The 25154-nt window shown below is 65.3% G+C and carries 24 protein-coding genes; 9 read left to right on the plus strand and 15 right to left on the minus strand.

What is annotated here, in order from left to right; translation table 11 throughout:
• Window positions 1–321: 321 nt before the first annotated feature.
• The 4 genes from ACE10X_RS15430 (at window position 322) to ACE10X_RS15445 (ending at window position 4378) form a co-directional block, all read left to right on the plus strand.
• Window positions 322–891 carry a sigma-70 family RNA polymerase sigma factor gene (locus ACE10X_RS15430; protein ID WP_016843228.1) on the plus strand — a complete coding sequence of 190 codons (570 nt, stop codon included), beginning with the start codon at window positions 322–324 and terminating at the stop codon, window positions 889–891.
• Entirely contained in the window at window positions 888–1616 is a 729-nt protein-coding gene (locus ACE10X_RS15435) for a hypothetical protein (RefSeq protein ID WP_038387167.1), read from the plus strand. The genes ACE10X_RS15430 and ACE10X_RS15435 overlap by 4 nt, the downstream gene beginning before the upstream one ends.
• Window positions 1617–1653: 37 nt before the next feature.
• Window positions 1654–3327 (plus strand): S8 family serine peptidase, encoded by a 1674-nt coding sequence (locus ACE10X_RS15440; protein WP_375764291.1) that lies wholly within the window; start codon window positions 1654–1656, stop codon window positions 3325–3327.
• Between the two features lie 556 nt (window positions 3328–3883).
• The gene (locus tag ACE10X_RS15445; RefSeq protein ID WP_038387169.1) at window positions 3884–4378 is read left to right on the plus strand and encodes a TIGR03809 family protein; all 495 of its coding nucleotides are present in this window, start codon (window positions 3884–3886) and stop codon (window positions 4376–4378) included.
• A 98-nt stretch (window positions 4379–4476) separates the two neighbouring features.
• On the opposite strand, the gene ACE10X_RS15450 is transcribed toward ACE10X_RS15445, so the two are convergent.
• The 13 genes from ACE10X_RS15450 to ACE10X_RS15510 form a co-directional block, all read right to left on the minus strand.
• A complete protein-coding gene (locus tag ACE10X_RS15450; protein WP_038387170.1) occupies window positions 4477–5850 on the minus strand; it encodes a TIGR03808 family TAT-translocated repetitive protein in 1374 nt (457 codons plus the stop codon).
• A gap of 504 nt (window positions 5851–6354) precedes the next feature.
• Window positions 6355–7002 (minus strand): pyroglutamyl-peptidase I, encoded by a 648-nt coding sequence (locus ACE10X_RS15455; RefSeq protein ID WP_038387171.1) that lies wholly within the window; start codon window positions 7000–7002, stop codon window positions 6355–6357.
• Window positions 6999–7991: a methylmalonyl Co-A mutase-associated GTPase MeaB gene (meaB, locus tag ACE10X_RS15460; RefSeq protein ID WP_038387172.1), complete on the minus strand. Its 993-nt coding sequence runs from the start codon at window positions 7989–7991 to the stop codon at window positions 6999–7001. Before meaB ends, ACE10X_RS15455 begins: the two co-directional genes overlap by 4 nt.
• 75 nt (window positions 7992–8066) lie before the next feature.
• Window positions 8067–8831: an RsiV family protein gene (locus ACE10X_RS15465; RefSeq protein WP_038387192.1), complete on the minus strand. Its 765-nt coding sequence runs from the start codon at window positions 8829–8831 to the stop codon at window positions 8067–8069.
• 213 nt (window positions 8832–9044) lie between these two features.
• Window positions 9045–11201, minus strand: a complete 2157-nt coding sequence (gene scpA, locus ACE10X_RS15470; protein ID WP_038387173.1) for a methylmalonyl-CoA mutase — start codon at window positions 11199–11201, stop codon at window positions 9045–9047.
• The gene (locus tag ACE10X_RS15475) at window positions 11198–11398 is read right to left on the minus strand and encodes a hypothetical protein (protein WP_038387174.1); all 201 of its coding nucleotides are present in this window, start codon (window positions 11396–11398) and stop codon (window positions 11198–11200) included. The genes scpA and ACE10X_RS15475 overlap by 4 nt, the downstream gene beginning before the upstream one ends.
• A 12-nt stretch (window positions 11399–11410) precedes the next feature.
• On the minus strand, window positions 11411–11881 hold the full coding sequence (locus ACE10X_RS15480; RefSeq protein WP_038387175.1) for a GFA family protein: 471 nt from the start codon (window positions 11879–11881) through the stop codon (window positions 11411–11413).
• On the minus strand, window positions 11878–13752 hold the full coding sequence (locus ACE10X_RS15485; RefSeq protein WP_038387176.1) for a methylmalonyl-CoA mutase family protein: 1875 nt from the start codon (window positions 13750–13752) through the stop codon (window positions 11878–11880). Before ACE10X_RS15485 ends, ACE10X_RS15480 begins: the two co-directional genes overlap by 4 nt.
• Before the next feature lie 105 nt (window positions 13753–13857).
• Window positions 13858–14349 (minus strand): 2-amino-4-hydroxy-6-hydroxymethyldihydropteridine diphosphokinase, encoded by a 492-nt coding sequence (gene folK / locus ACE10X_RS15490; RefSeq protein WP_038387177.1) that lies wholly within the window; start codon window positions 14347–14349, stop codon window positions 13858–13860.
• Between the two features lie 6 nt (window positions 14350–14355).
• Window positions 14356–14736, minus strand: coding sequence for a dihydroneopterin aldolase (gene folB / locus ACE10X_RS15495; RefSeq protein WP_016842351.1), 381 nt, complete (start codon window positions 14734–14736; stop codon window positions 14356–14358).
• Window positions 14733–15590 carry a dihydropteroate synthase gene (gene folP / locus ACE10X_RS15500; RefSeq protein WP_304556527.1) on the minus strand — a complete coding sequence of 286 codons (858 nt, stop codon included), beginning with the start codon at window positions 15588–15590 and terminating at the stop codon, window positions 14733–14735. Before folP ends, folB begins: the two co-directional genes overlap by 4 nt.
• A gap of 87 nt (window positions 15591–15677) precedes the next feature.
• Window positions 15678–16085: a DUF4332 domain-containing protein gene (locus tag ACE10X_RS15505; RefSeq protein WP_018270650.1), complete on the minus strand. Its 408-nt coding sequence runs from the start codon at window positions 16083–16085 to the stop codon at window positions 15678–15680.
• Window positions 16086–16141: 56 nt separating this feature from the next.
• Entirely contained in the window at window positions 16142–16507 is a 366-nt protein-coding gene (locus ACE10X_RS15510) for a hypothetical protein (RefSeq protein ID WP_016841849.1), read from the minus strand.
• A gap of 339 nt (window positions 16508–16846) precedes the next feature.
• Here ACE10X_RS15510 and ACE10X_RS15515 point away from each other — a divergent pair, with 339 nt between their 5' ends.
• The 3 genes from ACE10X_RS15515 to ACE10X_RS15525 all read left to right on the plus strand — a co-directional run bounded on the left by ACE10X_RS15515 (window position 16847) and on the right by ACE10X_RS15525 (window position 20613).
• Window positions 16847–18469, plus strand: a complete 1623-nt coding sequence (locus ACE10X_RS15515; protein WP_038387178.1) for a helicase HerA-like domain-containing protein — start codon at window positions 16847–16849, stop codon at window positions 18467–18469.
• Between the two features lie 95 nt (window positions 18470–18564).
• The gene (locus tag ACE10X_RS15520) at window positions 18565–19965 is read left to right on the plus strand and encodes a M20/M25/M40 family metallo-hydrolase (protein ID WP_375764292.1); all 1401 of its coding nucleotides are present in this window, start codon (window positions 18565–18567) and stop codon (window positions 19963–19965) included.
• Window positions 19966–20076: 111 nt separating this feature from the next.
• Window positions 20077–20613 carry a transposase gene (locus ACE10X_RS15525; protein WP_038387180.1) on the plus strand — a complete coding sequence of 179 codons (537 nt, stop codon included), beginning with the start codon at window positions 20077–20079 and terminating at the stop codon, window positions 20611–20613.
• A 153-nt stretch (window positions 20614–20766) separates the two neighbouring features.
• Here the strand turns inward: ACE10X_RS15525 and ACE10X_RS15530 are convergent, their stop codons facing one another.
• A complete protein-coding gene (locus ACE10X_RS15530) occupies window positions 20767–21546 on the minus strand; it encodes a class II aldolase/adducin family protein (RefSeq protein WP_028345351.1) in 780 nt (259 codons plus the stop codon).
• A gap of 146 nt (window positions 21547–21692) precedes the next feature.
• Window positions 21693–23342 carry a glycosyltransferase family 39 protein gene (locus ACE10X_RS15535; protein ID WP_038387181.1) on the minus strand — a complete coding sequence of 550 codons (1650 nt, stop codon included), beginning with the start codon at window positions 23340–23342 and terminating at the stop codon, window positions 21693–21695.
• Between the two features lie 338 nt (window positions 23343–23680).
• Between ACE10X_RS15535 and ACE10X_RS15540 the strand changes: the two genes are divergently transcribed.
• Together ACE10X_RS15540 and ACE10X_RS15545 are read left to right on the plus strand one after the other, a co-directional pair.
• Window positions 23681–24562 carry a hypothetical protein gene (locus tag ACE10X_RS15540; RefSeq protein WP_038387182.1) on the plus strand — a complete coding sequence of 294 codons (882 nt, stop codon included), beginning with the start codon at window positions 23681–23683 and terminating at the stop codon, window positions 24560–24562.
• Between the two features lie 177 nt (window positions 24563–24739).
• Window positions 24740–25153 (plus strand): MucR family transcriptional regulator, encoded by a 414-nt coding sequence (locus tag ACE10X_RS15545; RefSeq protein WP_038387183.1) that lies wholly within the window; start codon window positions 24740–24742, stop codon window positions 25151–25153.
• Window position 25154: the final 1 nt, after the last annotated feature.

Raw genomic sequence — 25154 nt, forward strand, 5'->3', positions numbered from 1 at the left:
CATCGCCCTTGTTTCGTAAGGGGAATCCGTTTGCCCAAGCGGGTCGGGAGCGGTGTGCCGGGACCTGCGCCGTGGTGGACTTCGCGACGGTGCTGGCTTGCCGATAAAGCCTTGGTATGGTCGCGCCGGATGGTGCCTGTCCGCGAGAGTTCTAACTACTATGATACCGTTTATCGAGTCTCGGCCGATTTTTCCTCATTTGAATCGCCGACTGTGGCATAGATCACACATGCAGTGCGGACATTGCCGTAATGTGAAGAATCTTGGCTCTCGCGTCGAACCACGCACCGCCCCCTTCAGACCAACTTTGCGAGACGGCCATTGAGCGCGACACAGGCGGCTTCAGACGACGTTCTGATCGCTCGGATCGCTCAAGGCGACCGGCTTGCCATGCAGGTGCTGTACGGGCGGCACCATGTCAGGGTGTACCGCTTCGGGCTTCGGCTCGTGCGGGACGAACAGGTGGCGGAAGATCTCATCAGCGAGGTCTTCCTGGACGTGTGGCGTCAGGCGGGCAAGTTTGAGGGACGATCCGCCGTTTCGACCTGGCTTCTGGCGATTACCCGGTTCAAGGCGTTGTCTTCGCTGCGGCGAAGGAAGGACGCCGAATTGGACGATGAGGCCGCGAACGCGATCGAGGACACGTCCGACGATCCGGAAACGGTAGTGCAGAAGAAGGACACCGGTGACACGCTGCGTAGGTGCCTGACGGGACTATCGGCGGAACATCGGGAAATTGTCGATCTTGTCTACTATCACGAGAAATCCGTGGAAGATGTCGCTGAGATCGTGGGGATTCCGGAGAATACCGTGAAGACGCGCCTGTTCTATGCGCGCAAGAAACTTGCCGAGTTGCTGAAGGCAGCCGGTGTCGAGCGAGGTTGGCCATGATGGCTGCGAGAAAAAAGGTGCAAGAGCCTGACGATATCGAGATGCTGCTGCCCTGGCACGCGGCCGGCACGCTGAACGCGCGTGACACGCGCCGCGTCGAGGACGCGCTCGCGAGCGATCCGGAACTCGCCCGGCAATATGCCGTCATCCGCGAGGAATATGCCGAAACCATCGGCCTCAACGAGAGCCTCGGTGCGCCCTCGGCACGCGCCATGCATAAGCTGTTCGCCGCGATCGATGCCGAACCGGAGCATAAGCCGTCGATGGGGGCACGCATGTCGGCCTCCGTCTCGGAGTTCTTTTCGAAATTATCGCCGCGGACGCTGGCCTGGTCGTCCGGCCTCGGCGCGGTCGTGGTGTTGTTGCAGGCAGGCGTGATCGGCACGGTGCTGATGCGCAGCCAGCCGGCTTTGTTCGAGACCGCCTCGCTTGATGCGGTCGAACAACGCAGCGCGCCGAGCGCCGTTGCACCCAGTGCGCCGATCACCCGCGACCTCGGTGCCAGCGTGGCGGCGACGCCGACCCGGCTGTTGGTGCGCTTCACGCCCGATGCCAGGATCGCCGACATCACGTCGCTGCTCGACAATTACCAGGCCTCGATCCTCGACGGGAAGGGCGGGATGTTCCGGTTGCAGTTCCGCGCAATGGACAAGGGCAGCGTCGCTGCGCTGATTGCGCGCTTGCAGAAGGAGAAGATCGTCAGCCTCGCGGTCGAAACGCCGTAATCGGCGGCTGACGGTTCTGCGCCGAGTTGAGGTCACCATGGCCGCCAACGGCCGGACCAGATCGACGAACCACGCGATCGCCGCGGCCGCAGCATTGTTGCTGGTCTGTGTTGCCGGCTCTGCCTCCGCCCAGAATTTCATGCGATCGCCGGCCGGTAGCGCGCCACAGGTCTCGCTTGGGCAGCGGGCCAATCCCGGTATGGGCCGTGTTGGTGGCAATCCCGTCGGCGGGTTCGGCGGCACGGTTGGCCGCATGCCGCCGTCGGTGGACCGCGGCCCGGCCACGTCGTGGACCGACGATGGGCCGCGATCGCGCGTGTCGCCGCCGCCTGTGCGCCCCGCGCCGCGTCTCTCCGCCAATTGCGATGACGGCGATCGCGGCCAATGCTCCGACCAGCCGGCTGCCGGCAAGGGCGCAGCGCGGGAAGGCAAGGCCGGCAGTGGCGGCAGTTTGCGTACGCAGGATGCGTCGAGCAGGCGAACCGTGCCGAATGAGCTCGTGGCCGAAATCGACGGCGCCTTGACGGAGGCGGAGGCCGATGCGCTCGCGCGCCGCCATGGGTTGAGGCGGATCGCCTCGCAGAATGTCGCGCTGTTGGGTGCGACGATCGGCCTGTTCCGCATCTTGGGCAATCGTTCGGCCGAAACGGCGAGCCGCGAGTTCGCAGGCGATGCCGGCGTCCGCTCCGTGCAGCCGAACTACCGTTACGCGCTGCAGGACCAGAAGGCGTCGGGGGGCAGCGATCCGGCGCAATATGCCCAGACACAGCTCCATCTGCCCGCGGCCCACAAACTGGCGCGCGGAATGAATGTCACCATTGCCGTCATCGACTCCGGTGTCGATGCCTTCCATCCGGAGCTGGCGAACACGGTCGCGGATACGTTCGATGCGCTCGGCAGCAAGGATAGCCCGCAAGCCCACGGCACCGCCATTGCCGGCGCGATCGCGGCGCGCGTCAGGCTGACGGGGAGCGCGCCGGAAGTGCGGATCCTGGCGATCCGCGCCTTCGGTGCGGTCGCGGGCGGCGCCGGGAGCACCTCCTATGTGATCCTCAGGAGTCTCGACTACGCGGTGGCGCATGGCGCGCAGATCGTGAACATGAGCTTTGCCGGACCGCAGGATGCACTTGTCGGGCGTGCCGTGGCCGCCGCTGCGGCGAGGGACGTCGTGTTGGTCGCCGCGGCCGGCAATGCCGGCGCGATATCGCCGCCGCTGTACCCGGCAGCCAATCCCGATGTGATCGCGGTGAGTGGCACCGATGCCGGCGACCGGCTGATGGCGGCCTCGAACCGCGGCAGCCATATCGCGTTGGCGGCCCCGGGCGCCGACCTCCTCGTGCCGGTGCCTGACGGCAAGTACCAGCTGATGTCGGGCACCTCGTTTTCGGCCGCGTTCGTCAGCGGCATCGTGGCCTTGGTGCTGGAACGCAATCCGGCATTGAAGCCCGTCGAGGTGCGACGGATCCTGACCAGCACGGCGCGCGATCTCGGGACGCCTGGACGTGACGATCTGTTCGGCGCCGGAGAGGCGGATGCGCTTGCCGCGGTGATGGCGGCGACCAGTGCTCCCGTCGCTTCCGCCGCGGACAAACCGTCGCAGCCTGCAGAGCAGGCCGACGGCAATAACACTTCCGTGAGCCGCACGTCGAATGAACCCGCGCCGTCGATCGCATCGGACGATTCCGCCGCAAATCGTCGTGCTGCGCAGTGATTTTCGACGCCGAACGCCGGCAACGGTGCGATGGAACCGCGGCGCGAGAAGGTTAAAAAAATCGTCGGCGATTTGAACGTCCGCCTTCCTCTCACGACTTATGTGTGTGGGAGCGGTTTATCCCTCCCCGGCTATATCAGGCGCGAGCGCCCATCCACCCCAAGCGCCCATATGGCTTTGACCCGTCCGGTTGTCCCCCCGGACGGGTCTTTCATTTTGGGGGCACCCTTGCATGACGGGCTTGAACGTGCGCGGCGGCGATGCCGCCGACCGATCGCGGCGGGATGGCCATACGCGCGACGGCTGCGACGGTTTGCTGTGGATCATTCCGCTGTGCGTTGCCCGGCAGCGGTGCGCTTCGCCCACCATGGCAGTCGATGACTTGACGGCAGTTCGAGCGAGACACTCCGTAGTAGAGCGGACTTCTTCGATCGCCGGTTTGCGATTAAGAATTTAGTTAGACTTTATTTACCTTTTCCACAGAATATCGGCGTCACGTCCAGTTGATTCGGTTCGGTTGCGTCTGCGTCCGTTTCTTTTCCTGCAGGCAACTTGAATGACACATCGGACCGACGTGGCCAGAGGCCAGGAGATCGTTGCACGCTGGTGCAACCTTGCCGAGCAAAGGCTGGAGCACCTTACCGAACTGTTCGACACCGGGCGCTGGCGCCGCTATCACAGCGAGCAGGCCTTTCTCGAGAACATCAGGGAAGCCCGCGCCGCGGTCGACATCTGGCGCGAATTGCTGTCGCGCGAAGCCTCGCTCGACAATTCGCCGATCGATCTGTCCTGGCTCGGCCGCGGCAGCTCGAAACTGCCGCCGCGCGATATCTCGCCAGTGCCGGAGCGACGGTCGGAGGCCGCGACATTGGCGGAGGCCGCCATGACCGCGGTCGCGGCCGCGCTGGAGACGGCAACGGAAGTGCTGGAGCAGCCGCTCACCGTGGCCGACGCGCCGCCGCTGGAGATGCCCCCTCCGGCGGTGCGGCCGCCGGTGCTCGATCTCGACACCATCCAGCGGCGCTATCCGCTGCTGCGCAACGCGCTGTAGGCGACCGCTCTCGCTTATTTTTTGAGCATGATCTCCGTGCAAACGCGTTCCGCGTTTGTCGCGAGGGAAAACCGCTTCGCGCTTGTCCGGATCACGCGCTAGCGCCGCACCGCGTTCGCGCCGACCACAAGCTGCGCATATTGCTGGGCGCCGCCGGCCGACAGATCCGGCGTGATCGGGCGGGCGTGGTCGAGCCCGACTACGGCGCCGCCGGGAGTTTCCGAGATCATGTTGTTGTTGATCAGCGCGGTGCCGGCGCCCGGCACCACCGAGACGCCGATACCGACGAAGGCATTGCGGACCACGTTGCCTGATATCGCGACGTCGCGCAGGTACTTGCCCCAGCCGGCGACGATGCCGAAGGTCGGCGCGTTCTCGATCACATTGCCGGTCACGGTGCTATCGGCCTCGACATAGATGCCGATGCCGGCGCCGTCGTTCGGATCGGTGCCTGCAGGGCGCTTCGGCAGCAGGTTGCGGATGATGTTGCCCTGGACCACCGCGATGCGGCCGCCCTCGTTGAAATTGCACACGGAGACGCCGATCGCGGCGCCGTCGACGGTGTTGTTGGCGATCACCGCGGCCTCGAACGAGAATTCCGAGTAGAGCGCAACCTCGCGGACATTGCTGACGCTGTTGTCGGTGATGTGGATGTTGGAGGCCGAATTGCCGCGCACCGCCGAGAAGTCGCAATTCTTGATGCGGTTGCCGCGCACGATCACGTTGCCGGCGCGGAAGGCGTTGATGGCGTTGCCGTACTGCCCGGAGCCGCCGGGGCCGGCCTTGATGTCCTCGATGCGGTTGTCGGCGACGATCGAGCCGTCGTCGCCGATCGCGGTGCGCAGGATCTCGATGCCGTTGTCGTTGGTGCCCTTGATGGTGTTGCGCGACACCATCAGGCCGATCGCGTCGAACGACACCAGCGCCGTGGTCGCGATCTCGGTGAAGACATTGTTGCTGACGTCGCCCGACATTTGCTCGAACCAGATGCCGTTGCCGCCGCTGCCGGTGAAGCGGCAATCGGTGATGCGGATGTCGCGGCCAGACAGGCAATGCACGAGGCCGCGCCGGTTCGGCAGCGGGACATTGCCGCCGTCGAAGGTGAGGCCCATCAGGACGATGCCGCCGGCGCCTTCGCCTTCCAGCATCGAGGCGCCGCCGTTGAACACCAGCCGGCTGGCGCCGCGGACGCCGATCAGCTGGCTGCCGGGCGCAAGCCGCAACAGGCCGGTGCGGTAGACGCCGGGCGGGAAGGCGAGCGGCACCTGCGCCCGCGCGGCGTCGTCGATCGCGCGCTGCAGATTGCGGGTCTGGTCGTCGGGGCTGCCGGGGCGCACGCCATATTGCGTGACGTCGCGGCCGAGCGAGCCGGTCGATGGCGCGGCGGCACGCGCAGCGTCAGACGACATCGCAAGCACGCCGGCTGCGCCGGCGGCGGTTGCTCCGATCAGATGGCGGCGGTTGACGTCCATGGGCAAGGCCCTCGCAACATTCGCGAGCGGTGACGTTCGCGGGTCGAGTGGTAGCGCGAAATGCGGCGCGGCATGGTGAACACGCCGACGCAGCGGGGCGATTGTTGGCGGTAGGGTTAATCGCGGGTGCAACCGATTTACGTTGTCAAACAGTCGTTCCTCGATGTCATCACGCGCGCATGCGCGGGCCTGACACCGGGGAGAATGAGGGCCCACGGCTCCTTCCCGGGCGTCGTCCCGGCCTAGTGCGCACTTGCGCACGGGGGCCGGGACCCATACGCCGCGGCTTGTGTTGTGAACGGGACTCGTCATTGCGGCGACGCTCCACAATGATCTTGCGTGGTTATGGGTCCCGGCCTTCGCCGGGACGACACTGAATGGCCGTCGCAGACGTCGTCATTCGATCCAATTTTAGCATTTGCTGGGGTCTACGGTTGAGCTTGCGTACGCGTGAGTTGGAGGATGCCAACTAGGGCGTGTACTTGCACCGCCCAATCCGCGCGCTCACGCGCGCGAGGCCTGCCGGGTCAGTTTCACCAGCTCCATCAGCATCGCTTCGCCGGCATCGACGAGCGCTTCCAGCGTGATGGACGATTTGCCGGGCGCAGCCGTTCCGTCATGGGCGAGCGGCGGAACGTGAATGAACTGCGCGAGGCGCAGATCATTGTCGCCGTTCACGGCCTCGATCGCCCGCCAGCTCAGGTAGTTGCAGAGATAGCTGCCGGCGTCGCGCGAGGCTCGCGCGTCGATCCCGGTCGCCAGCGCGGCGCGCAGTAGTTTTTCAGCCTGAGGCCCGAACATGCGCGCATCGGCGCCGCCCTCGATCGATCCCTTGCGCGCATGCTGGCGGCCGGCGTCGGGGAAGCGGGTGGTCACCGCGTTGCGGGCGCGGCTTTCGATCCGCAGATAGTTGGTGCGGCCGGCGAGGCCGAACATCAACAGCGCCTGCGGGCGATGTTGTGCGATCAGCTCCGGCAATTCGCGATCGACGGCCGCGTAGGTGACGTCGAAGATGTGGCTCGACAGCGCGATGTCGTCGAAGGCTGGGCGGCGCAGGGCGGTCAGCCGCTTCACCAATGGCATGGTCGGGTTGAACGGCGCGCCCGGAAACGGCCCGAAGCCGGTGACGAGGATGCGCAGCCTGCCGCTCAATGCAGCATCTCCGCGATCTGCTCGGCGGCGACGGCGGGCGAGATGCGGCCGCCGGCGACCTCGGCCTCCATCTTCTTGACCCTCGCGCGGATCGCGGCATCGCTGCGCAGCCGCGCCATCATCCGGCTCTCCAGCATCGACCACATCCACTTCACCTGCTGCTCCTTGCGGCGGCCGGCGAACTCGCCCGAGGCGTTCATCGCGGTGCGGTGGTCAAGGATCTTCTGCCATAGCCGGTCGAGCCCGGCGCCGGTCAGAGCCGAATAGGTCTCCACCGGCGGATGCCAATGCTCGGAGCGCGGCGCCAGGATGTGCAGCGCGCTGCGATAGTCGGCGGCGGCCAGGTTGGCGCGCTTGAGGTTGTCGCCGTCGGCCTTGTTGATCGCGATCATGTCGGCGAGCTCGACAAGGCCCTTCTTGATGCCCTGCAGTTCGTCGCCGGCGCCCGGCAGCATCAGCGCCAGGAAGAAGTCGGTCATGTCGCAGACCGCGGTCTCGGACTGGCCGATGCCGACGGTCTCGACCAGCACCACATCGAAGCGGGCGGCCTCGCACAGCAGCATCGCCTCGCGGGTCTTCGCCGCGACGCCGCCGAGCGTGCCCGAGGAGGGCGAGGGGCGGATGAAGGCCTGGTCGGAGACGGCGAGCCGCGCCATCCGCGTCTTGTCGCCGAGGATCGAGCCGCCGGTGCGCGCCGAGGACGGATCGACCGCCAGCACTGCGACCTTGTGGCCGCGCTCGATCAGGAACATGCCGAGCGCATCGATCGTGGTCGACTTGCCGACGCCGGGCGAGCCGGTGATGCCGACCCGTACTGCCTTGCCGGTGTCAGGCAATAGCGCCTGTACCAGCTCGCGCGCCGCCGCCTGGTGGTCGCTGCGCCGGCTCTCGACCAGCGTGATCGCCCGCGCCAGCGCGGCGCGGTGGCCGGCACGGAGGTCCTTGGCGAGGGCGCGGATGTCGGGAGCGGCAGGCTTCGATGCGATCATGGTCTTGCTTTACAACGGCTGGCCATGGCAGGCGAGGGGAACGCGGATCGGACCGGCGCGGCTTGTTGATGACGCCTATTGCTGATCGTCCATATCGCCCTTCGGCCGCCCACCGGCAAAAATCCTGGCGCCCTCCGGCGTCAGATACGGCTTCAGCGTCTCCCACGGCACGAAGACGACATACTGGCCTTCGGCATAGGGGCCGACGGCGTAGGGCGGGTAGTGGAAGGTAAGGCCGGAGCTCTTGCCTGATACGGTCGACGGCGCCAGCGTCGCGGCGCCGATCTTGAGCAGGGTCGGCTTCAACTCCTTGTACCATTCGGAGGTCGCCGTCTCGCCGGCGCCGCGCCGCTTCTTCTCGGCGTTCAGCGCGCTGACGACGGCCTTGCGCATCGCCGTCAAGGTCGGGCCGTTGTCTGCGGTCTCGGTGAAGAAGGGACGGATGCTGATGCGCTTGTTCGCCGTCGCATCCCACAGGATGGTATTGACGTCGGAGTTCGGATGCGCACCGTGGGTGTCCATGTAGTCGTCGCGCAGCACGCTCACATAGCGGTCGTCGACGACGGAACGCTCGGAGTATTTGCGTTCGAACGAGTAGCCGCCGCGGTCCCTGAAGAGCTCAGGCTCATCCTTCCGCGCGGCCGCAGCCTTGGCGGCATTCTTGTCGATCCACTTCCTGCCTTCGCCGAGGCAATCCGCCGCCAGCGCGCTATCTGCCTTGATCTTGTCGTCGAGATACACGTTGGCCTCGATGCTCGCATTCTTGATCGCGGCGTCGGGTTTCGGATCGGCAGCGCGCGCGGGAAGGCAGAGGCAAGCGAGCACGCCGGCAAGACCCATGATGCGGACAGGCGTTATCGAGCGAGCGGCGCGCATGGAAAACTCCTTCAGAGGGCAGGGCAATCGCGTATATCGCTGGCGGGGCCACCAATTCCGCGTCGTCATGGCCGGGCTTGACCCGGCCATCCACGTCTTTCTTCAGATAGAACCAAAGATGTGGATGCCCGGGACAAGCCCGGGCATGACGAGCCTTGTGACGGGGAAGCGGCAGCGCTACTCCGCCGCCGCGCTATGGCCGAGCCGGGCGTTGAGCTTGTGGATCAACTCCTCGGCGGCATCGGAGATCACCGTGCCCGGCGGGAAGATCGCCTCGGCGCCGGCCGCATACAGCGCGTCGTAGTCCTGGGGCGGCACCACGCCGCCGATAATGATCATGATGTCATCGCGGCCGTGCTTCTTCAGCGCCGCCTTCAATTCCGGCACCGCAGTGAGATGCGCCGCGGCAAGCGAGGAGACGCCGAGAATGTGGACGTCGTTCTCGACCGCTTGCCGCGCAGCTTCGTCGGCGGTCGCGAACAGCGGTCCGATATCGACGTCGAAGCCGACATCGGCGAAGGCCGATGCGATCACCTTCTGGCCGCGGTCATGACCGTCCTGGCCGATCTTGGCGACGAGGATACGCGGGCGGCGGCCTTCGGCCTCCTCGAACGCATCGATCAGCGCCTGCACCTTTTCGACCTTGTTGGACATCGCCGCTGCCTCTCGCTTGTAGACGCCGGTGATGGACTTGATCTCGGCGCGGTGGCGGCCGAACACCTTTTCCATGGCGTCCGAAATCTCGCCGACGGTGGCTTTGGCGCGCGCGGCATCGATCGCGAGCGCCAGCAGATTGCCGTTGCCTTCGCCCGCCGAGCGGGTGAGCGCGGCCAGCGCCGCATCGACGTCCTTCTGGTTGCGCTCCTTCTTGAGTCGCGCCAGCTTGTCGATCTGCAGCCGCCGCACGGTGGAATTCTCCACCTTCAACACGTCGATCGGCTTCTCGTTCTCCGGCTTGAACTTGTTGACGCCGATCACCGCCTGGCGGCCGGCATCGATCCGCGCCTGGGTCTTGGCGGAGGCTTCCTCGATCCGCAGCTTCGGCACGCCGGCCTCGATCGCCTTGGCCATGCCGCCGAGCGCCTCGACCTCCTGGATGTGACCCCAGGCCTTCTGCGCGAGATCGCGGGTCAGCCGCTCGACATAATAGGAGCCGCCCCAGGGATCGATGATGCGGTTGGTGCCGCTCTCCTGCTGCAGGAACAGCTGCGTGTTGCGGGCGATGCGCGCGGAGAAATCGGTCGGCAGCGCCAGGGCCTCGTCGAGCGCGTTGGTGTGCAGCGACTGGGTGTGGCCTTGCGTTGCCGCCATCGCCTCGATCGTGGTGCGCATCACGTTGTTGAACACGTCCTGCGCGGTCAGCGACCAGCCCGAGGTCTGGCAATGCGTGCGCAGCGACAGCGAGCGCGGATCCTTGGGGTTGAACTGCTTGAGCAGCTTGGCCCAGAGCAGCCGTGCGGCGCGCATCTTGGCGACTTCCATGAAGAAGTTCATGCCGATCGCCCAGAAGAACGACAGCCGCGGCGCAAAGCGGTCGACGTCGAGGCCCGCGGCAAGCCCGGCGCGCAGATATTCGACGCCGTCGGCCAGCGTATAGGCGAGCTCGAGGTCCTGCGTCGCGCCGGCTTCCTGCATGTGGTAGCCGGAAATGGAAATGGAATTGTATTTCGGCATCCGCTGCGAGGTGTAGGCGAAGATGTCGGAGATGATCCGCATCGAGGGCGCCGGCGGATAGATGTAGGTGTTGCGCACCATGAACTCTTTCAGAATGTCGTTCTGAATGGTGCCCGACAGTTTCTCCGGTGGCACGCCCTGTTCCTCGGCAGCGGCGACGAACAGCGCGAGGATCGGCAGCACCGCGCCGTTCATGGTCATCGACACGCTCATCTGGTCGAGCGGGATGCCGGCGAACAGCGTACGCATGTCGTAGATGGAATCGATCGCGACGCCGGCCATGCCGACGTCGCCGGAGACGCGCGGATGATCCGAGTCATAGCCGCGGTGGGTGGCGAGGTCGAAGGCGACCGACAGGCCCTTCTGTCCGGCTGCGAGGTTGCGGCGATAGAACGCGTTGGAGTCCTCTGCCGTGGAGAAGCCGGCATATTGCCGGATGGTCCAAGGCTGGTTGACATACATGGTCGGGTAGGGGCCGCGCAGATAGGGCGCGATGCCCGGCCAGGTCTCGAGGAAGTCGATGCCCTCGAGGTCGGCCTCGCCGTAGACGGATTTCACCGGGATGCCCTCGGGCGTCAGCCACGGCTCGGCGCTCGCGGCCGGGGCCATACTGGCCACGGGCTGGAAGGCGACATCGGCGAAATTGGGAATGCGGGTCATTCCTGGGCTTCCTCAAGCTGGCGATTGCGTTCGATCAATCGCTGTAGATTCTTCTTGTAGACGGGATCTTCGAAACCGGTTTTGCGCGGCTCGCCCGAAGTGCTTTCTGCATTACGCGACGCACCTTCGAACGCCCGGGCCGCAAGCAACGCGACGACATCCGGTGAAAAGAACGCAGTCGTCAGGAACTGCCACATGGTCCAAAGCTCTCAATCATGATCTGGATGCTGATGGCTGACGATGGTCGCCATCTTGTCCGGTCCGTAATTCTGCATCGTGGTCTGGCTCGGCAGGTTGGCAATGCCGACCACCCAGCCGTGGCGGGACTCGGTCCCGAATTGCTGCGTCGGTATCACCCGGTCGGGCCGGTCGAATGAGCCCGTCATGATCTCGATCCGCGGCCCGTCGATACGGCGGAAGCTCAGGGGCGTTCCACAGGCCGCGCAGAAGTCGCGCTCGGCGATCGAGGAGGACCTGAACGCGGCGGGCTTGCCGCGGGTCCATCTGAAGTCGTTGCGATCGATGTCGGCGAAGGAGGCAAATGGCGCGCCGGACGCCTTCTGGCACATCCGGCAGTGGCAGATGCTGATCCGCGTCGGTGCCGCCGAGACGGCAAATCGGACGGCGCCGCATTGGCAGCCGCCGGTCAGAACGGGTGTCGATGGTGCCTCTGCGCTCATGTCTGCTCCATCCGCCGATAGGCCTCGCGCAATGTCGCCAGCGCATCACCGCCGGCGAAGACGAACTCGCCGATGCCGGCCGCCCGCAGCGCCGCTTCCTGGTCGCCGGGCCGCCCTGCCAGATAGATATGCCTTGCTCCGGCGCCTTGAAGGGCCCTGGCGGCCTCAGCGGCGCTGACGGCATAGACCTTATCCGAGGAACAAATGCACGCCATCGTGGCGCCCGAGGCCTTGAAGGCCGCGGCCAGCGCCGCCGCGTCGGCAAGACCCTCGCTGTCGACGGCCTCGATCCCGCCGGTTTCGAAGAAGCTCTTGGCAAAGGTCGCGCGTGCCGTGAAGTCCGCGGCGGTACCGAGATTGGCCAGGAAGATCTTCGGCCGTGCGCCATGCGCCTTGAGCGCGGCATCCGACTTGTCGCGCAGCGCCTCGAACGGTTCGGCGAGCCGCATCGGTGCGAGGGCATCGAACTTCACCTTGGCGTCGGCGGGGGACGCCGGCGCTGATGGTTTCACATCCAGCACCGCGGGGGCGGCCTCGCGCAGATCCGCAAATTCGCTGGCGCCGGTCAGCACGTCGCGGCGCTTCGCCACATTTGTCTCGCGCAGCAATCGCGTCGCGGCGACCTTGTTTTGGAGCAGCCCCTGCTCGAGCGCGGCGAAGATGCCGCCGGCCTTCTCGATCTCCTGGAACAGCGTCCATGCCGCCTCGCAGAGCTGCGAGGTCAGCGTCTCGATGCCGCCGGCGCCGGCCGCGGGATCGGAGACCTTGGCGAGGTTAGACTCATCGAGCAGCACGAGTTGGGTGTTGCGCGCCACGCGCCGGGCGAAGTCGTCAGGCAGGCCGAGCGCCAGCGTGTGAGGCAGCACCGTGATCGCATTGGCGCCGCCGAGCCCGGCCGCAAAGGTTGCGATCGTCGCGCGCAGCATGTTCACATTGGGATCGCGCTGGGTCAGCATGCGCCAGGCGGTTTGCGCGTTGACGAAGATCGGCTTCGGCGTGAGGCCGCAGGCCTGCTCGACCCGTGCCCAGAGCAGCCGCAACGCGCGGAATTTCGCCATGGTCAGGAACTGGTCGGCATCGGCGCTGAGGCGGAACGAGATGCCCGCACGCGCCGCATCGAGATCGATGCCGGCGCCTTCCAGCATGCGCAGATAGGCGAGGCCCAGTGCCAGCGTGAAAGCGAGTTCCTGCACCTCGGAGCCGCCGGCATCATGGACCGGCCGGCCGTCGGCCAGCACGAACGGCCCCTTGAAGCCGCGCTTGATCAGGCCATTGACGACCTGGCCGAACGACTTTTCGTAGTTGGGCCAGGCGATGGCCGCGGCACCGCGCACGGCCATGGTGCTGAGCGCCTGGTAATTGAAATGCAGGTCGAGCTTGGCGGGGTCGAGCTTGCGGGCCTCGACCATGTCGGCAAAGGTCTCGCCGGCGTTCTCGCGGCCGATCACCGGGTTGAGCGCGATCATGATGCCGGCATCGAGATGGACGCCGCCGCAGGCGCGCGCCAGCGTCTTCTTGCTGGCATCGGCAAGGCCGAAGCCGCGCGCGCCGGGACCACCGGCGAACTCGAATTCGAGGCCGGTCGCGCCGTTCTCGAGATCCTGCAGCGCTTGCGCATTGGCCTGTGCGGCATCGGGATGATCGACCCGTTGCAGGATCTGCCAGGGCGCAGCCGCGGTGCGGCCGGCAAGCGGGCTTGAGTTGGTGGCGCGGCGGTAGATCGGATCGATCTTCAGGCCGTCATAGGTCTTGCCGACCAGCTTCTCGAACGGGGCGCCCTTCAGCACGCCGTCGACCAGCTTGCGCCAGTCGTCATAGGTCGCAGGTCGAAAATCCGAAGCCAGAGCCAAATCGTCAGTCGAGGTCGTCATCCGCCCAAATCGCCCTTCACCGGCTCCGCGAGGAGCCCCTTGATTTGGCCGGAAATTGCCACGGGCAGGCGGCCAAGCCAAACGGTTGTTTGCGGTGGTTTGGCTTTAATCGAGGTCCGCTAGACGGAAAATACCGTCGGCGGAGACCTTGGCCAGCGCATCGGCGATGCGGCGCCCGGCGATAACGCGGTCGGGAACGATCTCGGCGAGCGGCACCAGCACGAAGGCGCGTTCGAACAGGCGCGGGTGCGGCAGCGTCAGTTCCGGCTTGTTCAGTGTGACGTCGTCATAGGCGATCAGGTCGAGATCGAGCGTGCGCGGCCCCCAGCGCTGCTCATTGGCGCGGTCGCGGCCGAATTTGGCTTCGATCTTGTGCAGCGTGAACAGCAGCGCGTGCGGATCGAGACTGGTCTCGATCTCGATGCAGGCGTTGATGAAGCTGTCCTGCTGCTGCTCGCCCCAGGGCGGCGTCGAATAATCCGACGAGCGTGCGATAAGTGCGGCCTGGGTCATGCCGCAGATATTGGCGATCGCCTTGCGAAACGTGGTGCGGACGTCGCCGACATTGCCGCCGAGGGCGATCAGGACGTCAGCCATCTGCGTTCAACCCTGAGGCGGTTGATGGCGCGAGCGGGTGAGCACCACCCCGACATCGTCGAAGATCGCGGCGATCGGCGCGTGCGGCTTGTGCACCGTGACCTTGACCGCCCGGATGCGCGGGAAGCTCGCCAGGATGTCCTCGGCCACCGCGCCGGCGGCGCGCTCCAGCAGCTTGTAGTTGGTGTTCTTGAATGCAGATGTGGCGGTCGCCACCACGTTGGAATAGGAGACCGTGTCGGAGAGGCGGTCGGTGCGTGAGGATTCCGAGAGGTCGGTATAGAGCTCGAGATCGATGACGAAGCGCTGCCCGACTTCGGTCTCATGTTCCATCACGCCATGACGGGCATGGATGACGATCCCGGTGATGAAGATCGTATCGGTCATTGCTGTCCCTCGATTGCCGCGGCCACGCGCAGCGCCTGAACGGTTTCGGCGACGTCATGCGCGCGGATGATGCGGGCGCCATTCTGCGCGGCGATCAGATGCGCCGCGATCGAGCCGCCGATCCGCTCGTGCGGTTCCGACGGCACGACCGTGCTGATGAAGCGCTTGCGCGAGGCGCCGACCAGCAGCGGCAGCCGGAACGCGTCGAGCTCGGAGAGCCGCGCCAGCGCGATCATGCTCTGCTCCGGGGTTTTGCCGAAGCCGATGCCGGGATCGAGCACGATCCGGTCGGGCGAAATGCCGGCGCTCGCGGCGATCGCGAGCGAGCGCTCGAAGAAGGCGGCGATGTCCTGCATGATGTCGATCGCCGGATCGGCCTGCTCGCGATTGTGCATGATGATCACGGGCACGCCGCGTGCGGCGACGAGCGGCGCCATGCCGGCATCGCGCTGCAGACCCCAGACGTCATTGGCGATGACAGCGCCCTGGTCGAGCGCCCAGGCCACGACCTCCGATTTCATGCTGTCGATCGAGACCGGCACGCCAAGCGCGATCACGTCGGCCAGCACCGGCTTCAGCCGCGCCATCTCGGCTTCGGCGGTGACCGGCTGCGAGCCGTAGGGGCGGGTCGATTCCGCGCCGATGTCGACGATATCGGCGCCCTCGGCGACCAGCTTGCGGGCCTGCGCCAGCGCCTGCTCGGGTGCAGCGAACTGACCGCCGTCGGAGAACGAGTCCGGCGTCACGTTCAGGATGCCCATCACCGCCGGATAAGGCCGCGACAACAGCGCCGGCAGCACCGCCGATACGGCCGGGCCGGTCACCGCCGATGCTATGGGCTTGCTCGCCATCATGCGGTGGCTTTGCGCTGACCGCAGCGGCAAGTCAAGGTGTGGCAATGACGGGTGACGCGGCCGGCGGCCGAATGCCGTTAAGACAGGCTAATAGGTGATTTTGGGAGGCAGCTTGCGTGCCTCTTCGATCAGCAGCTCGACCGACTTCTCCGACGGCATCACGCGGACGAGCTTACGCCGCACATTGGCGTCCTTCATGCTCTGCGCGAGCCGCGACGGATTGCGGTGCGCGAGCTCGCGCACGGTGGTGACGCCGGCGGCGCGGACCAGGCCGACCTTCGCCTTGCCCATGCCGGGAATCCGCATGTAGTCGGAGATGTTGGCCCATTCGAGCAATTGTTGTTCGCTGATCCCGGTCTTGGCGGCGAGCGCCTTGCGTCCCTTGACGGTGCGGGCGGCTTCAAGCAGTGCGTCGGTCGTGCGGATACCCTGCGATTTCAGTTTGGTGGCGCAATAGGCGGACAGGCCTTCGATCTCGGAGAGGGGGTATGTCATGATACTCGTATGCAGGTAGAAGGGAGCGCACGTGCAAAGGCGTTTGGGAAAATGCTTCAGGCAAACTGGCTGAGGCCCGGCGTCCCCGAGATGATCTCGCCCATTTGATCCGCTCCGATTTTGTCGCGGCCGAACCTGAAAAGTTCACGCGCGACGTTCTGAATCTCACTCATGCTCAATCCAAGCGCCATCAGCCGGGTGCCGACAGCCATCAGACCGCCACCCATCAACCGCGATAGACCACCGCTGTTGTTGGAGGCGGCGATTGCCGCTTCGGCGCCGGGGATTTGGTCGATCAGAGCCTGGACTTTGTCGGAAGGTCCCTCGTTACGGAGGAAACCCAGAACGATGCCAATGGTTTTTTCAGCGACAGCACCGTCGATGCCGGCCTTCGCGGCCAGCTGCCCAACCAATTCGTCCATATTGCCCCGCCTCAACCGGTTTTTGCCGGATCATTCTTGAAGATTTATCTTGAGCGCCTGTGTCACGAAATACAAGCGATCCGCGCATTTCAGTTCGTTTTCTTTTTCGATCGCGTCGGGAGTGTTGCACCTCTGCAAGAGTGAGCGGCGGATTCACACCATCTTGTCGCAATGCGCAATGCCTTTCGTCACTTGGCCGGGAATAAAGTATGAGGAACTGGTGGAGCGACAATATACATCAGTGCGCGCCGATGGTTTCAATCGACCTGCAAGATGCAATATGATGTCATCGGTTCGAATGGATCGAGCCGATTTAAAATCGCGTTAAGAGGCGAAGCGATGGCGACGTCCGACACCAAGTTGGCCGACACCGATGAGAAAATCTTTATCGGCAAGGGCGAGGAAACAGCCTGGCTGACACTTGCGCTGGCCAACCGCCACGGCCTTGTGACCGGTGCGACGGGAACCGGCAAGACCGTCTCGCTACAGGTCATGGCTGAAGGATTTGCGCGCGCCGGCGTTCCGGTTTTCGCAGCCGACATCAAGGGCGATCTTTCCGGTATCTCCGAAGTCGGCGAGGCCAAGGACTTCATCCTGAAGCGCGCCAAGGAGATGGGCCTGACCTTCCAGCCGGATCAGTTCTCGACCGTGTTCTGGGACGTGTTCGGCGAGCAGGGCCATCCGGTGCGCGCCACCGTCACCGAGATGGGACCGCTGTTGCTCTCGCGGATGCTCGATCTGAACGACGTGCAGGAGGGCGTGCTCAATGTCGCCTTCCGGGTCGCCGACGAGAACGGCCTCACGCTGATCGACATGAAGGACCTGCGGGCGCTGCTGGATGCGATCGCCCCGGACGGCAGCAAGAAGGCTGCCGACGACGAGGAAGATTCGCTGGCGCCGATCCGCAAGGCCGCACAAGGCTACGGCAATGTGTCCAAGGCGACCGTCGGAACGATCCAGCGTCAGCTTCTGGTGCTCGAGAACCAGGGCGGGGCGAAGTTCTTCGGCGAGCCGGCGCTGACGCTGAAGGATTTCATGCGCACCGACCGCGACGGCCGCGGCATGGTCAATATCCTGGTCGCCGACAAGCTGATGCAGAGCCCGCGGCTTTACGCCACCTTCCTGCTCTGGATGCTTTCGGAATTGTTCGAGGAATTGCCGGAGGCCGGCGACCTGCCGAAGCCGAAGCTGGTGTTCTTCTTTGACGAGGCGCATCTGTTGTTCAACGACGCGCCGAAGGCGCTGATGGACAAGATCGAGCAGGTGGTGCGGCTGATCCGCTCCAAGGGCGTCGGCGTCTATTTCGTCACCCAGAATCCGATCGACGTGCCGGACAAGGTGCTGGCGCAGCTCGGCAACCGCGTGCAGCACGCGCTGCGCGCCTTCACGCCGCGCGACCAGAAGGCGGTTGCCGCGGCCGCGCAGACCTTCCGGCCCAATCCGAAGCTCGACACCGCGCGGGTGATAATGGAGCTCGGCAAGGGCGAGGCGCTGGTGTCGTTCCTCGAGGGCGGCGGCACGCCATCGATGGTCGAGCGCGTCATGGTGCGCCCGCCGTCGGCGCGGATCGGGCCGATCACGCCGGAGGAGCGCAAGGTGATCATGGATGCGAGCCCGGTGAAGGGCAAATACGACACCGCGGTCGATGCCGAATCCGCCTACGAGATCATCCAGAAGCGGCTCGCCGGAACGGCGGCGCCAGCGGACGGCAGCGCTGGCGGCGAGGGTGGCGGCATCCTCGGCCAGATCGGTTCGATCGCGTCCACGATCTTCGGCACCAACGTCAAACGCGGCCGCATGTCGACCGGGCAGGTGATCGCGCGCAGCGTCACGCGCTCGGTGACCGACAAGGTGATCGGTGGCGTGGCCGCCGATCTCGGCAAATCGCTCGGCGGTTCGGTTGGCGGCTCGATCGGCCGGGCGCTGGTGCGCGGCGCTCTCGGTGGATTGCTGCGCAGATAGCATCGCGCCGGTCGGCCGAAGCGGGAGACCGGCTTTGCCTCCCGCGGCCGGCGCGCTACAACCTGGCGCAACGTCCAACAAAAAGGATATCCGCGATGTCCAACGCCAAGCTGCAGCCCGTCCTCGACCGCATCGACGCCGATTTCGACAACAGTCTCGAGCGGCTGTTCACGCTGCTGCGGATCAAATCGATCTCGGCCGATCCGGCCTTCGCTGATGACTGCAAGGCGGCTGCCGATCATCTCGCCGAGGATATCGCAACCCTCGGCTTCAAGACCGAAGTGCGGCCGACCGCCGGCCATCCGGCCGTGGTCGGCAAGCTGAACGGCGCGAGCGACGGACGCCCGCACGTGCTGTTCTACGGCCACTACGACGTGCAGCCGGTCGATCCGTTGAATCTCTGGCACCGTCCGCCATTCGAGCCCGCGGTGACCGACCATGCCGACGGGCGCAAGATCATCGTCGCGCGCGGCGCCGAGGACGACAAGGGACAGTTGATGACCTTCGTCGAGGCGTGCCGTGCCTGGAAGACGGTGACGGGATCGCTGCCGGTCGACATCACCATCGTCATCGAGGGTGAAGAGGAGATCGGATCGAAGAATTTCGTGCCGTTCCTCGAGGCGAACAAGGACGACCTCAAGGCCGACTTCGCGCTGGTCTGCGACACCGGCATGTGGGATCCGAATACGCCGGCGATCACCACATCGCTGCGCGGCCTGGTCTATGACGAGGTCAAGATCAAGGCCGCCAATCGCGACCTGCATTCCGGCGTGTTCGGCGGCGGCGCGCAGAACCCGATCCGCGTGCTGACGCGGATCCTCGGCGGCCTGCATGACGAGAACGGCCACATTACCATCCCCGGTTTCTATGACGGCGTGAAGGATTTGCCGCCGGATATTCTGGCCCAGTGGAAGCAGCTCAATCTGACGCCGGAGAGCTTCCTCAAGCCGATCGGCCTCTCGGTGCCCGCCGGCGAAAAGGACCGGCTCCTGATCGAGCAGGTCTCCTCGCGCCCGACCTGCGACATCAACGGCATCGTCGGCGGCTATACCGGCGAGGGCTCCAAGACGGTGATCGCGGCCGAGGCGTCAGCGAAGGTCTCGTTCCGCCTGGTCGAGGGACAGGATCCCGAGAAGATCCGAAAGGCGTTCCGCGACTATGTGAAGGCGCGCCTGCCGGCCGACTGCAAGGCCGAGTTCACCGACCATTCCAGCGCGCCGGCGATCGCGCTCGACTGGAACATGAAGCCGCTGGCAGCCGCGCGCCGCGCGCTGACCGACGAATGGGGCAAAGAGGCGCTCTTGATCGGCTCCGGCGCCTCGATCCCGATCGTCGCCGATTTCAAGCACACGCTCGGCCTCGACAGTGTGCTGATCGGCTTCGGGCTCGACGACGACAACATCCATTCGCCGAACGAGAAGTACGACCTCAAGAGCTACCACAAGGGCATCCGCTCCTGGGCGCGGATCCTGGCGGCATTCGCCGACGCCAAATAGCGCCAGGCGCACTGCACGTAAAAACGCCGCCCGGAATTGGGCGGCGTTTTGATTCGGATGTAGGATGGGTAGAGCGAAGCGAAACCCATCGCTTCTTCATTGCGATCAGTCATGGTCACCTATCGCCGCAATTTCATTGCTGGAGGCAGTTTCTTCTTCACGGTCAATCTAGAGGACCGGCGCCTGCGACTGCTGACAGACCACATCGATCAACTGCGCGCCGCCTTCCGTGAAACGCGCGAACGGCATCCTTTCACGACCGAGGCGATTGTCATTCTGCCCGATCACCTCCATGCAGTTTGGAGCTTGCCGGAAGGTGATGCTGACTTTGCGACGCGCTGGCGGCAGATCAAATCGGCATTTTCACGAAGCTTCCCGGCCGGCGAACTCATTTCGGGTAGCCGAGCGGCCAGATCGGAACGCGGCATCTGGCAGCGACGATACTGGGAGCACACGATCCGGGATGAAGATGACCTCTCTCGTCACATCGACTACGTGCACATCAATCCGCTCAAGCACGGCCTCGTGAAGCGGGTGAACGACTGGCCGTATTCGTCGTTTCATCGCATGGTCAAGCTCGGAGTCTACCCAGAGGATTGGGCTGGCGATGGGGAGAGAGCGGATGGGGCGTTCGGTGAGCGGTCTTGATGCTGAGGCGCGATGGGTTTCGCTGCGCTCTACCCATCCTACGGGTCTCCGCCAGGCCCCCGGACGTAAAAACGCCGCCCGGAATTGGGCGGCGTTTTGTTTCTGATAGTGCAGAGGGTGTTGGCCGTTAGCCTAGCCGAATATTGTGAAATTTCAATCACGATAGCCGGGATTGACCCGGTCGAGCTTGCGCAGCAGCGGCGGCCAGACCAGCTGGGTCGAGCGCAGCTCGGCGCGATCCGGGTTGGAGAGCAGCTCGGTGTTCTTGTCGATCGCGTGCGGGTCGACCGGATAGGCGATCGGTCCGAGCGCGCGGGTCGCCACCTGCATCGAGCAGGCGCGCTCCAGATGGTACATCCGCTCGAACGCGGACGCGACCGAGCGGCCGACCGTCAGGGTGCCGTGATTGCGCAGCAGCATATGGTTCTTGCTGCCGAGATCGCGCTGCAGGCGCGGACGCTCGTCATGATCGAGCGCGATGCCTTCATAGTCGTGATAGGCGAGGTCGTGGGTGACGAGCTGCGCGGTCTGGTTCAGCGGCAGCAGGCCCTCGGGGCCGCTCGACACCGCGGTGCCGTCGACGGTGTGCAGATGGAGCACGCAGCCGGCGTCCTCACGCACCTCGTGGATCGCGGAATGGATGGTGAAGCCGGCCGGGTTGATGCTGTAGTCGCTCTTCGAGAGCTGGTTGCCGTCGAGGTCGACCTTGACCAGGCTCGATGCGGTGATCTCGTCGAACATCAGCCCGTAGGGGTTGATCAGGAAGTGGTGCTCGGGTCCGGGGACGCGGGCGGAAATGTGGGTATCGACCAGATCGTCCCAGCCATAGAGCGCGACCAGCCGGTAGCAGGCGGCGAGATTGATCCGCTGCTCCCATTCCGCCGCACTCATATCCGACGGCACTTCCTTCAGGCGCGCTTCCGCTGGCGACATGGCCGATTGCTCCATTGATGGCGTTATTGCTTGGTCCAAGCGTAGCGCCGCCGCCGGACCACAGCAAGGCAGGGTAACGGCGTGACAGTCATGTCGGCATGCGGCCCACGCTCCGAACGGCGATCGTCAGTGGGCAGCGTGATGCGTTACGGCGCCGGGATCGCCAGCAGGCTCGAGATGCTGCGGCCGCGGATGTCGTAGACGCGGGCGAACACGACGTCGTCGCGCTTGATCTCGACCATCACAGGCGCGGCCAGGCCCTTGCAGTAGAATTCGCCGAGCGTCATCGCGAAATCGGCAGCATTGCTGTCCCAGCCGATCGTGAAGTCGGGGCCGAGCGCGACCTGCGCGGGGCGCTGCGGTCCGCACACCGCGACCTTCCACTTGCGGTTCTGCGGCGGCACTTCCTGGCGCTCCGCCAGTTGCTCGCGCAGCCCGTCGGATGCCTGCTTCAGCGCCAGGCCCCAATAGTCCAGCATGAAGAAGTTGTCCGCGGTCCGCACCGTGCCGGCGATGTGGTTGAAGTGCGTGTACTGATACGGATGCAGGCGGATCATTTCGCTGAGCGGCAGCAAGAGGCCGAACGCGAACACGGCGAGCGCCGCGGGCTGCCAGGCGCGGCGGTTCTCGCCGAGCCAGTCCATGCCGCGCGCGAATGCGACGCCGGCCAGCACCGTCATCGGCGGAATCACGAAGATGAAGTGACGAATGCCGTTATAGAGCGCCGGCCGCTTCACCATCGCGATGACCAGCGGCAGCGTCGCCGCCAGCGTCAGCATCAGCATGATCGACTTGCGCTTTGCGGTGACGTCGTAGCGCGACAGCGACATCAAGGTGATGACGACGGCGGCGGCCAGCAGCACCAGCAGCACTTCGGGAAGCTGCAGCGCGAACAGAGTGGGCAGATAGGACCATGGCATGTCCGGCACCGACACCAGCGCGCCGTCGAACATCTCCTTCCAGGGTTTCTCGAAGAAGTGCGAGAAATAGGTCACCGCTTCGAGCGGATGTCCGGGCTCCATGATCGACCATGGCCAGATCAGGCCCATCACGAGATAGCCCAGCACAAGTCCCGGCAGCAGCACATAGACGACATGGGCAAAGCGGTGGGGCGCCTCACGCGGGCCCTGCTTGCGGAACTCCTCGATCAGGAGCGGGACGAAGCCGACCACGGCGTAGATCAATGCGAGCCCGCCAAGCACGCGGCAGCCGATCGACAGGCCGGCCCCCAGGCCGACGATCAGGATGGTGCGCGGCGAGGGCGCCGGATATTCCTCGATCAGGCGCACGAGGCCCATGATCAGGACCACCATCGCCACGGCGAACGGCGCATCCTTCGGATTCATGAACATGTGGCCGTAGAAGGTCGGGCACAGCGCCAGCAGCAGCAGCGCCGCCAGTCCTGCCAGCGGGCCGCCGACGCGGCGCGCCAGGCGCCAGGTTACCGCAAGGCCGATAACGCCGACGATCGCGCCGAGCAGGCGGCGCGTCTCGAACAGTTCGAGCGGAATGATCTTGTGCAGCAGGGCCGCGGCCATGTCGAAGCCGCCGCCGTACATATACAGATTGGCAAACGACAGCGCGCCGGTGTCCTTGAACCCGGACCCGTACATGCGCAGCAGGAGGTCGGCATATTCAGCGTGGGTGTAATCGTCCCAGCCCAGACCGTAATCGCGGAACGTCAAGCCGGCGACCACGGCGACCACGCCGAGGACGAGGACAGCGAGATCGTCGCAGGTCTTCTCCACCGAGCGCCGCGCAGGCGCCTCGAGGGCAGACGTCGTAATCGATGACATAGCTAGTGATACCGGCGTGCCTGTGGCCCAGATTGGCGCTTTAGGGCCTCATTCCCCGGCATCCATAGCGCAGTTCCGTTTCCAAGTAATTGGTAATTGTGGCGTAATTTCCCAGATGCGTTGCAATAAATTGGCAGCAATTCGTAGCCAGTAGATCTACGGGAGCTGGCTGCCGGACAGCCGCTGCAGCCGCGGTGAAGCAGCGCATCGCGCCCGGTTAAGCGGGATTTTAGGGAACTCTGTCTACAATTGGCGGTTGGCGGTGTGAGCAATATGACGGTATCGTGGCGTTGGTGGCTCGCGCCGATTTTCGGTCGGGTCTCCCGGGGGTTAGTTCGATGAAGGTTGGTCTGTTGGTCGTCGGCGCGGGCCTGGTCGTGGCGGGCTTGGCGGCGATCGGCCTCGGAATTCCAAACAAGGAATTCAGCGTCGGCGGCACGTTGATCGCAACAGGCGTGACCGGCGCATGTACCGGCGTGATTGTTGTGGCCCTTGCCGCCATCCTTCGCGAACTCCAGGCCATGGGCGACCGGCTCGATGCTGTCGTTGCCGTGGGTCTGCGGTCCGGGTCGTCGTCTGCAACTTCCCCGCGCGGCACTCCCGACGATCCGGTGTTCCCGCCGCCTGAGCCGAAGGTGTCGGCGCCTCCGCCGCTGGCTCCCGCGTCCCCGCCATCCGCGCCGACGGCGCCGCCGCCCTGGCACGATGAAATCGCCTCGCGCGGCGCATCAGGCGAGGTGCCGGCGGCCGCGCCCGCGGATGGCGCGGCACCGCCCAAGCGGCGCAATCTGCTGTTCTCATCCTCGCGCAAGGAGCGCGAACGGAGCCAGTCGCGTGCCGCCGAGCCGCTCACGCCCGATCTGTTGTCGCCGGAACTGCGCCCGAATCCGGGCGGTTCGGCCGAACCGGCGCCGGCAACCTTCGACGATGCCTGGCCGAAGGCCGACCGGCCGCGGTCGGTCGACGTCGCCCCCCGGCGCGGGCCCCGGACGCCATCGACCTTCGGCGAGGCCCAGTCGGCCGCCGCAGCCTCGCCGGCATCGGGCCATCCGCCGCCGCCCCAGGAGCAGCCGCCGGTGACCGTGCTCAAATCCGGCGTCGTCGACGGCATGGCCTATTCGCTCTATTCGGACGGATCGATCGAGGCGCAGATGCCGGAGGGCATGATGCGATTTGCCTCGATCGACGAGCTCAGGTCGCACCTGGAGCAGCGGCCTTAAGATCCGGGCCAATACTTGCGCGCGGCCGGCCCGAAGCCGGAAACGCGGCCGTTGTTGTCAGATTTGCTGTAATTCGTGCATATTCGCAAAGTAGTACGCGATTCCATTAATGTATTGCTGCGCATGGATACTGTCCGGTGGGCGCCGGGCTGTCGATAGCACGGGGAAGATTGAGCCATGTCCGATACGTCAGGCAAAACGCCGGTCGAGCTGACCGCCAACATCGTTTCGGCCTATCTCAGCAACAATCCGACGCCGGCCTCGGACATTCCGAACCTGATCAGCCAGGTCCACTCCGCCTTGCTGCGGGTGTCGAGCGGACGCAGCGACACGCCGAACGAGCCGGCCAAGCCCGCGGTGTCGATGAAGAAGTCGATCACGCCCGAATATCTGGTGTGCCTCGAGGACGGCAAGCGCTTCAAGTCGCTGAAGCGCCATCTGCGCACCCAGTACAACATGACCCCGGAGCAGTATCGCGACAAATGGGGCCTGCCGGCCGACTATCCGATGGTGGCGCCGAACTATGCGGTGGCGCGCTCGCAGCTCGCCAAGAAGATGGGCCTCGGCCAGCAGGCGCGGAAGCGGAAATAGA

The sequence above is a fragment of the Bradyrhizobium sp. Pha-3 genome, from assembly GCF_042258325.1.
Classification (GTDB): Bacteria; Pseudomonadota; Alphaproteobacteria; order Rhizobiales; family Xanthobacteraceae; genus Bradyrhizobium; species Bradyrhizobium elkanii.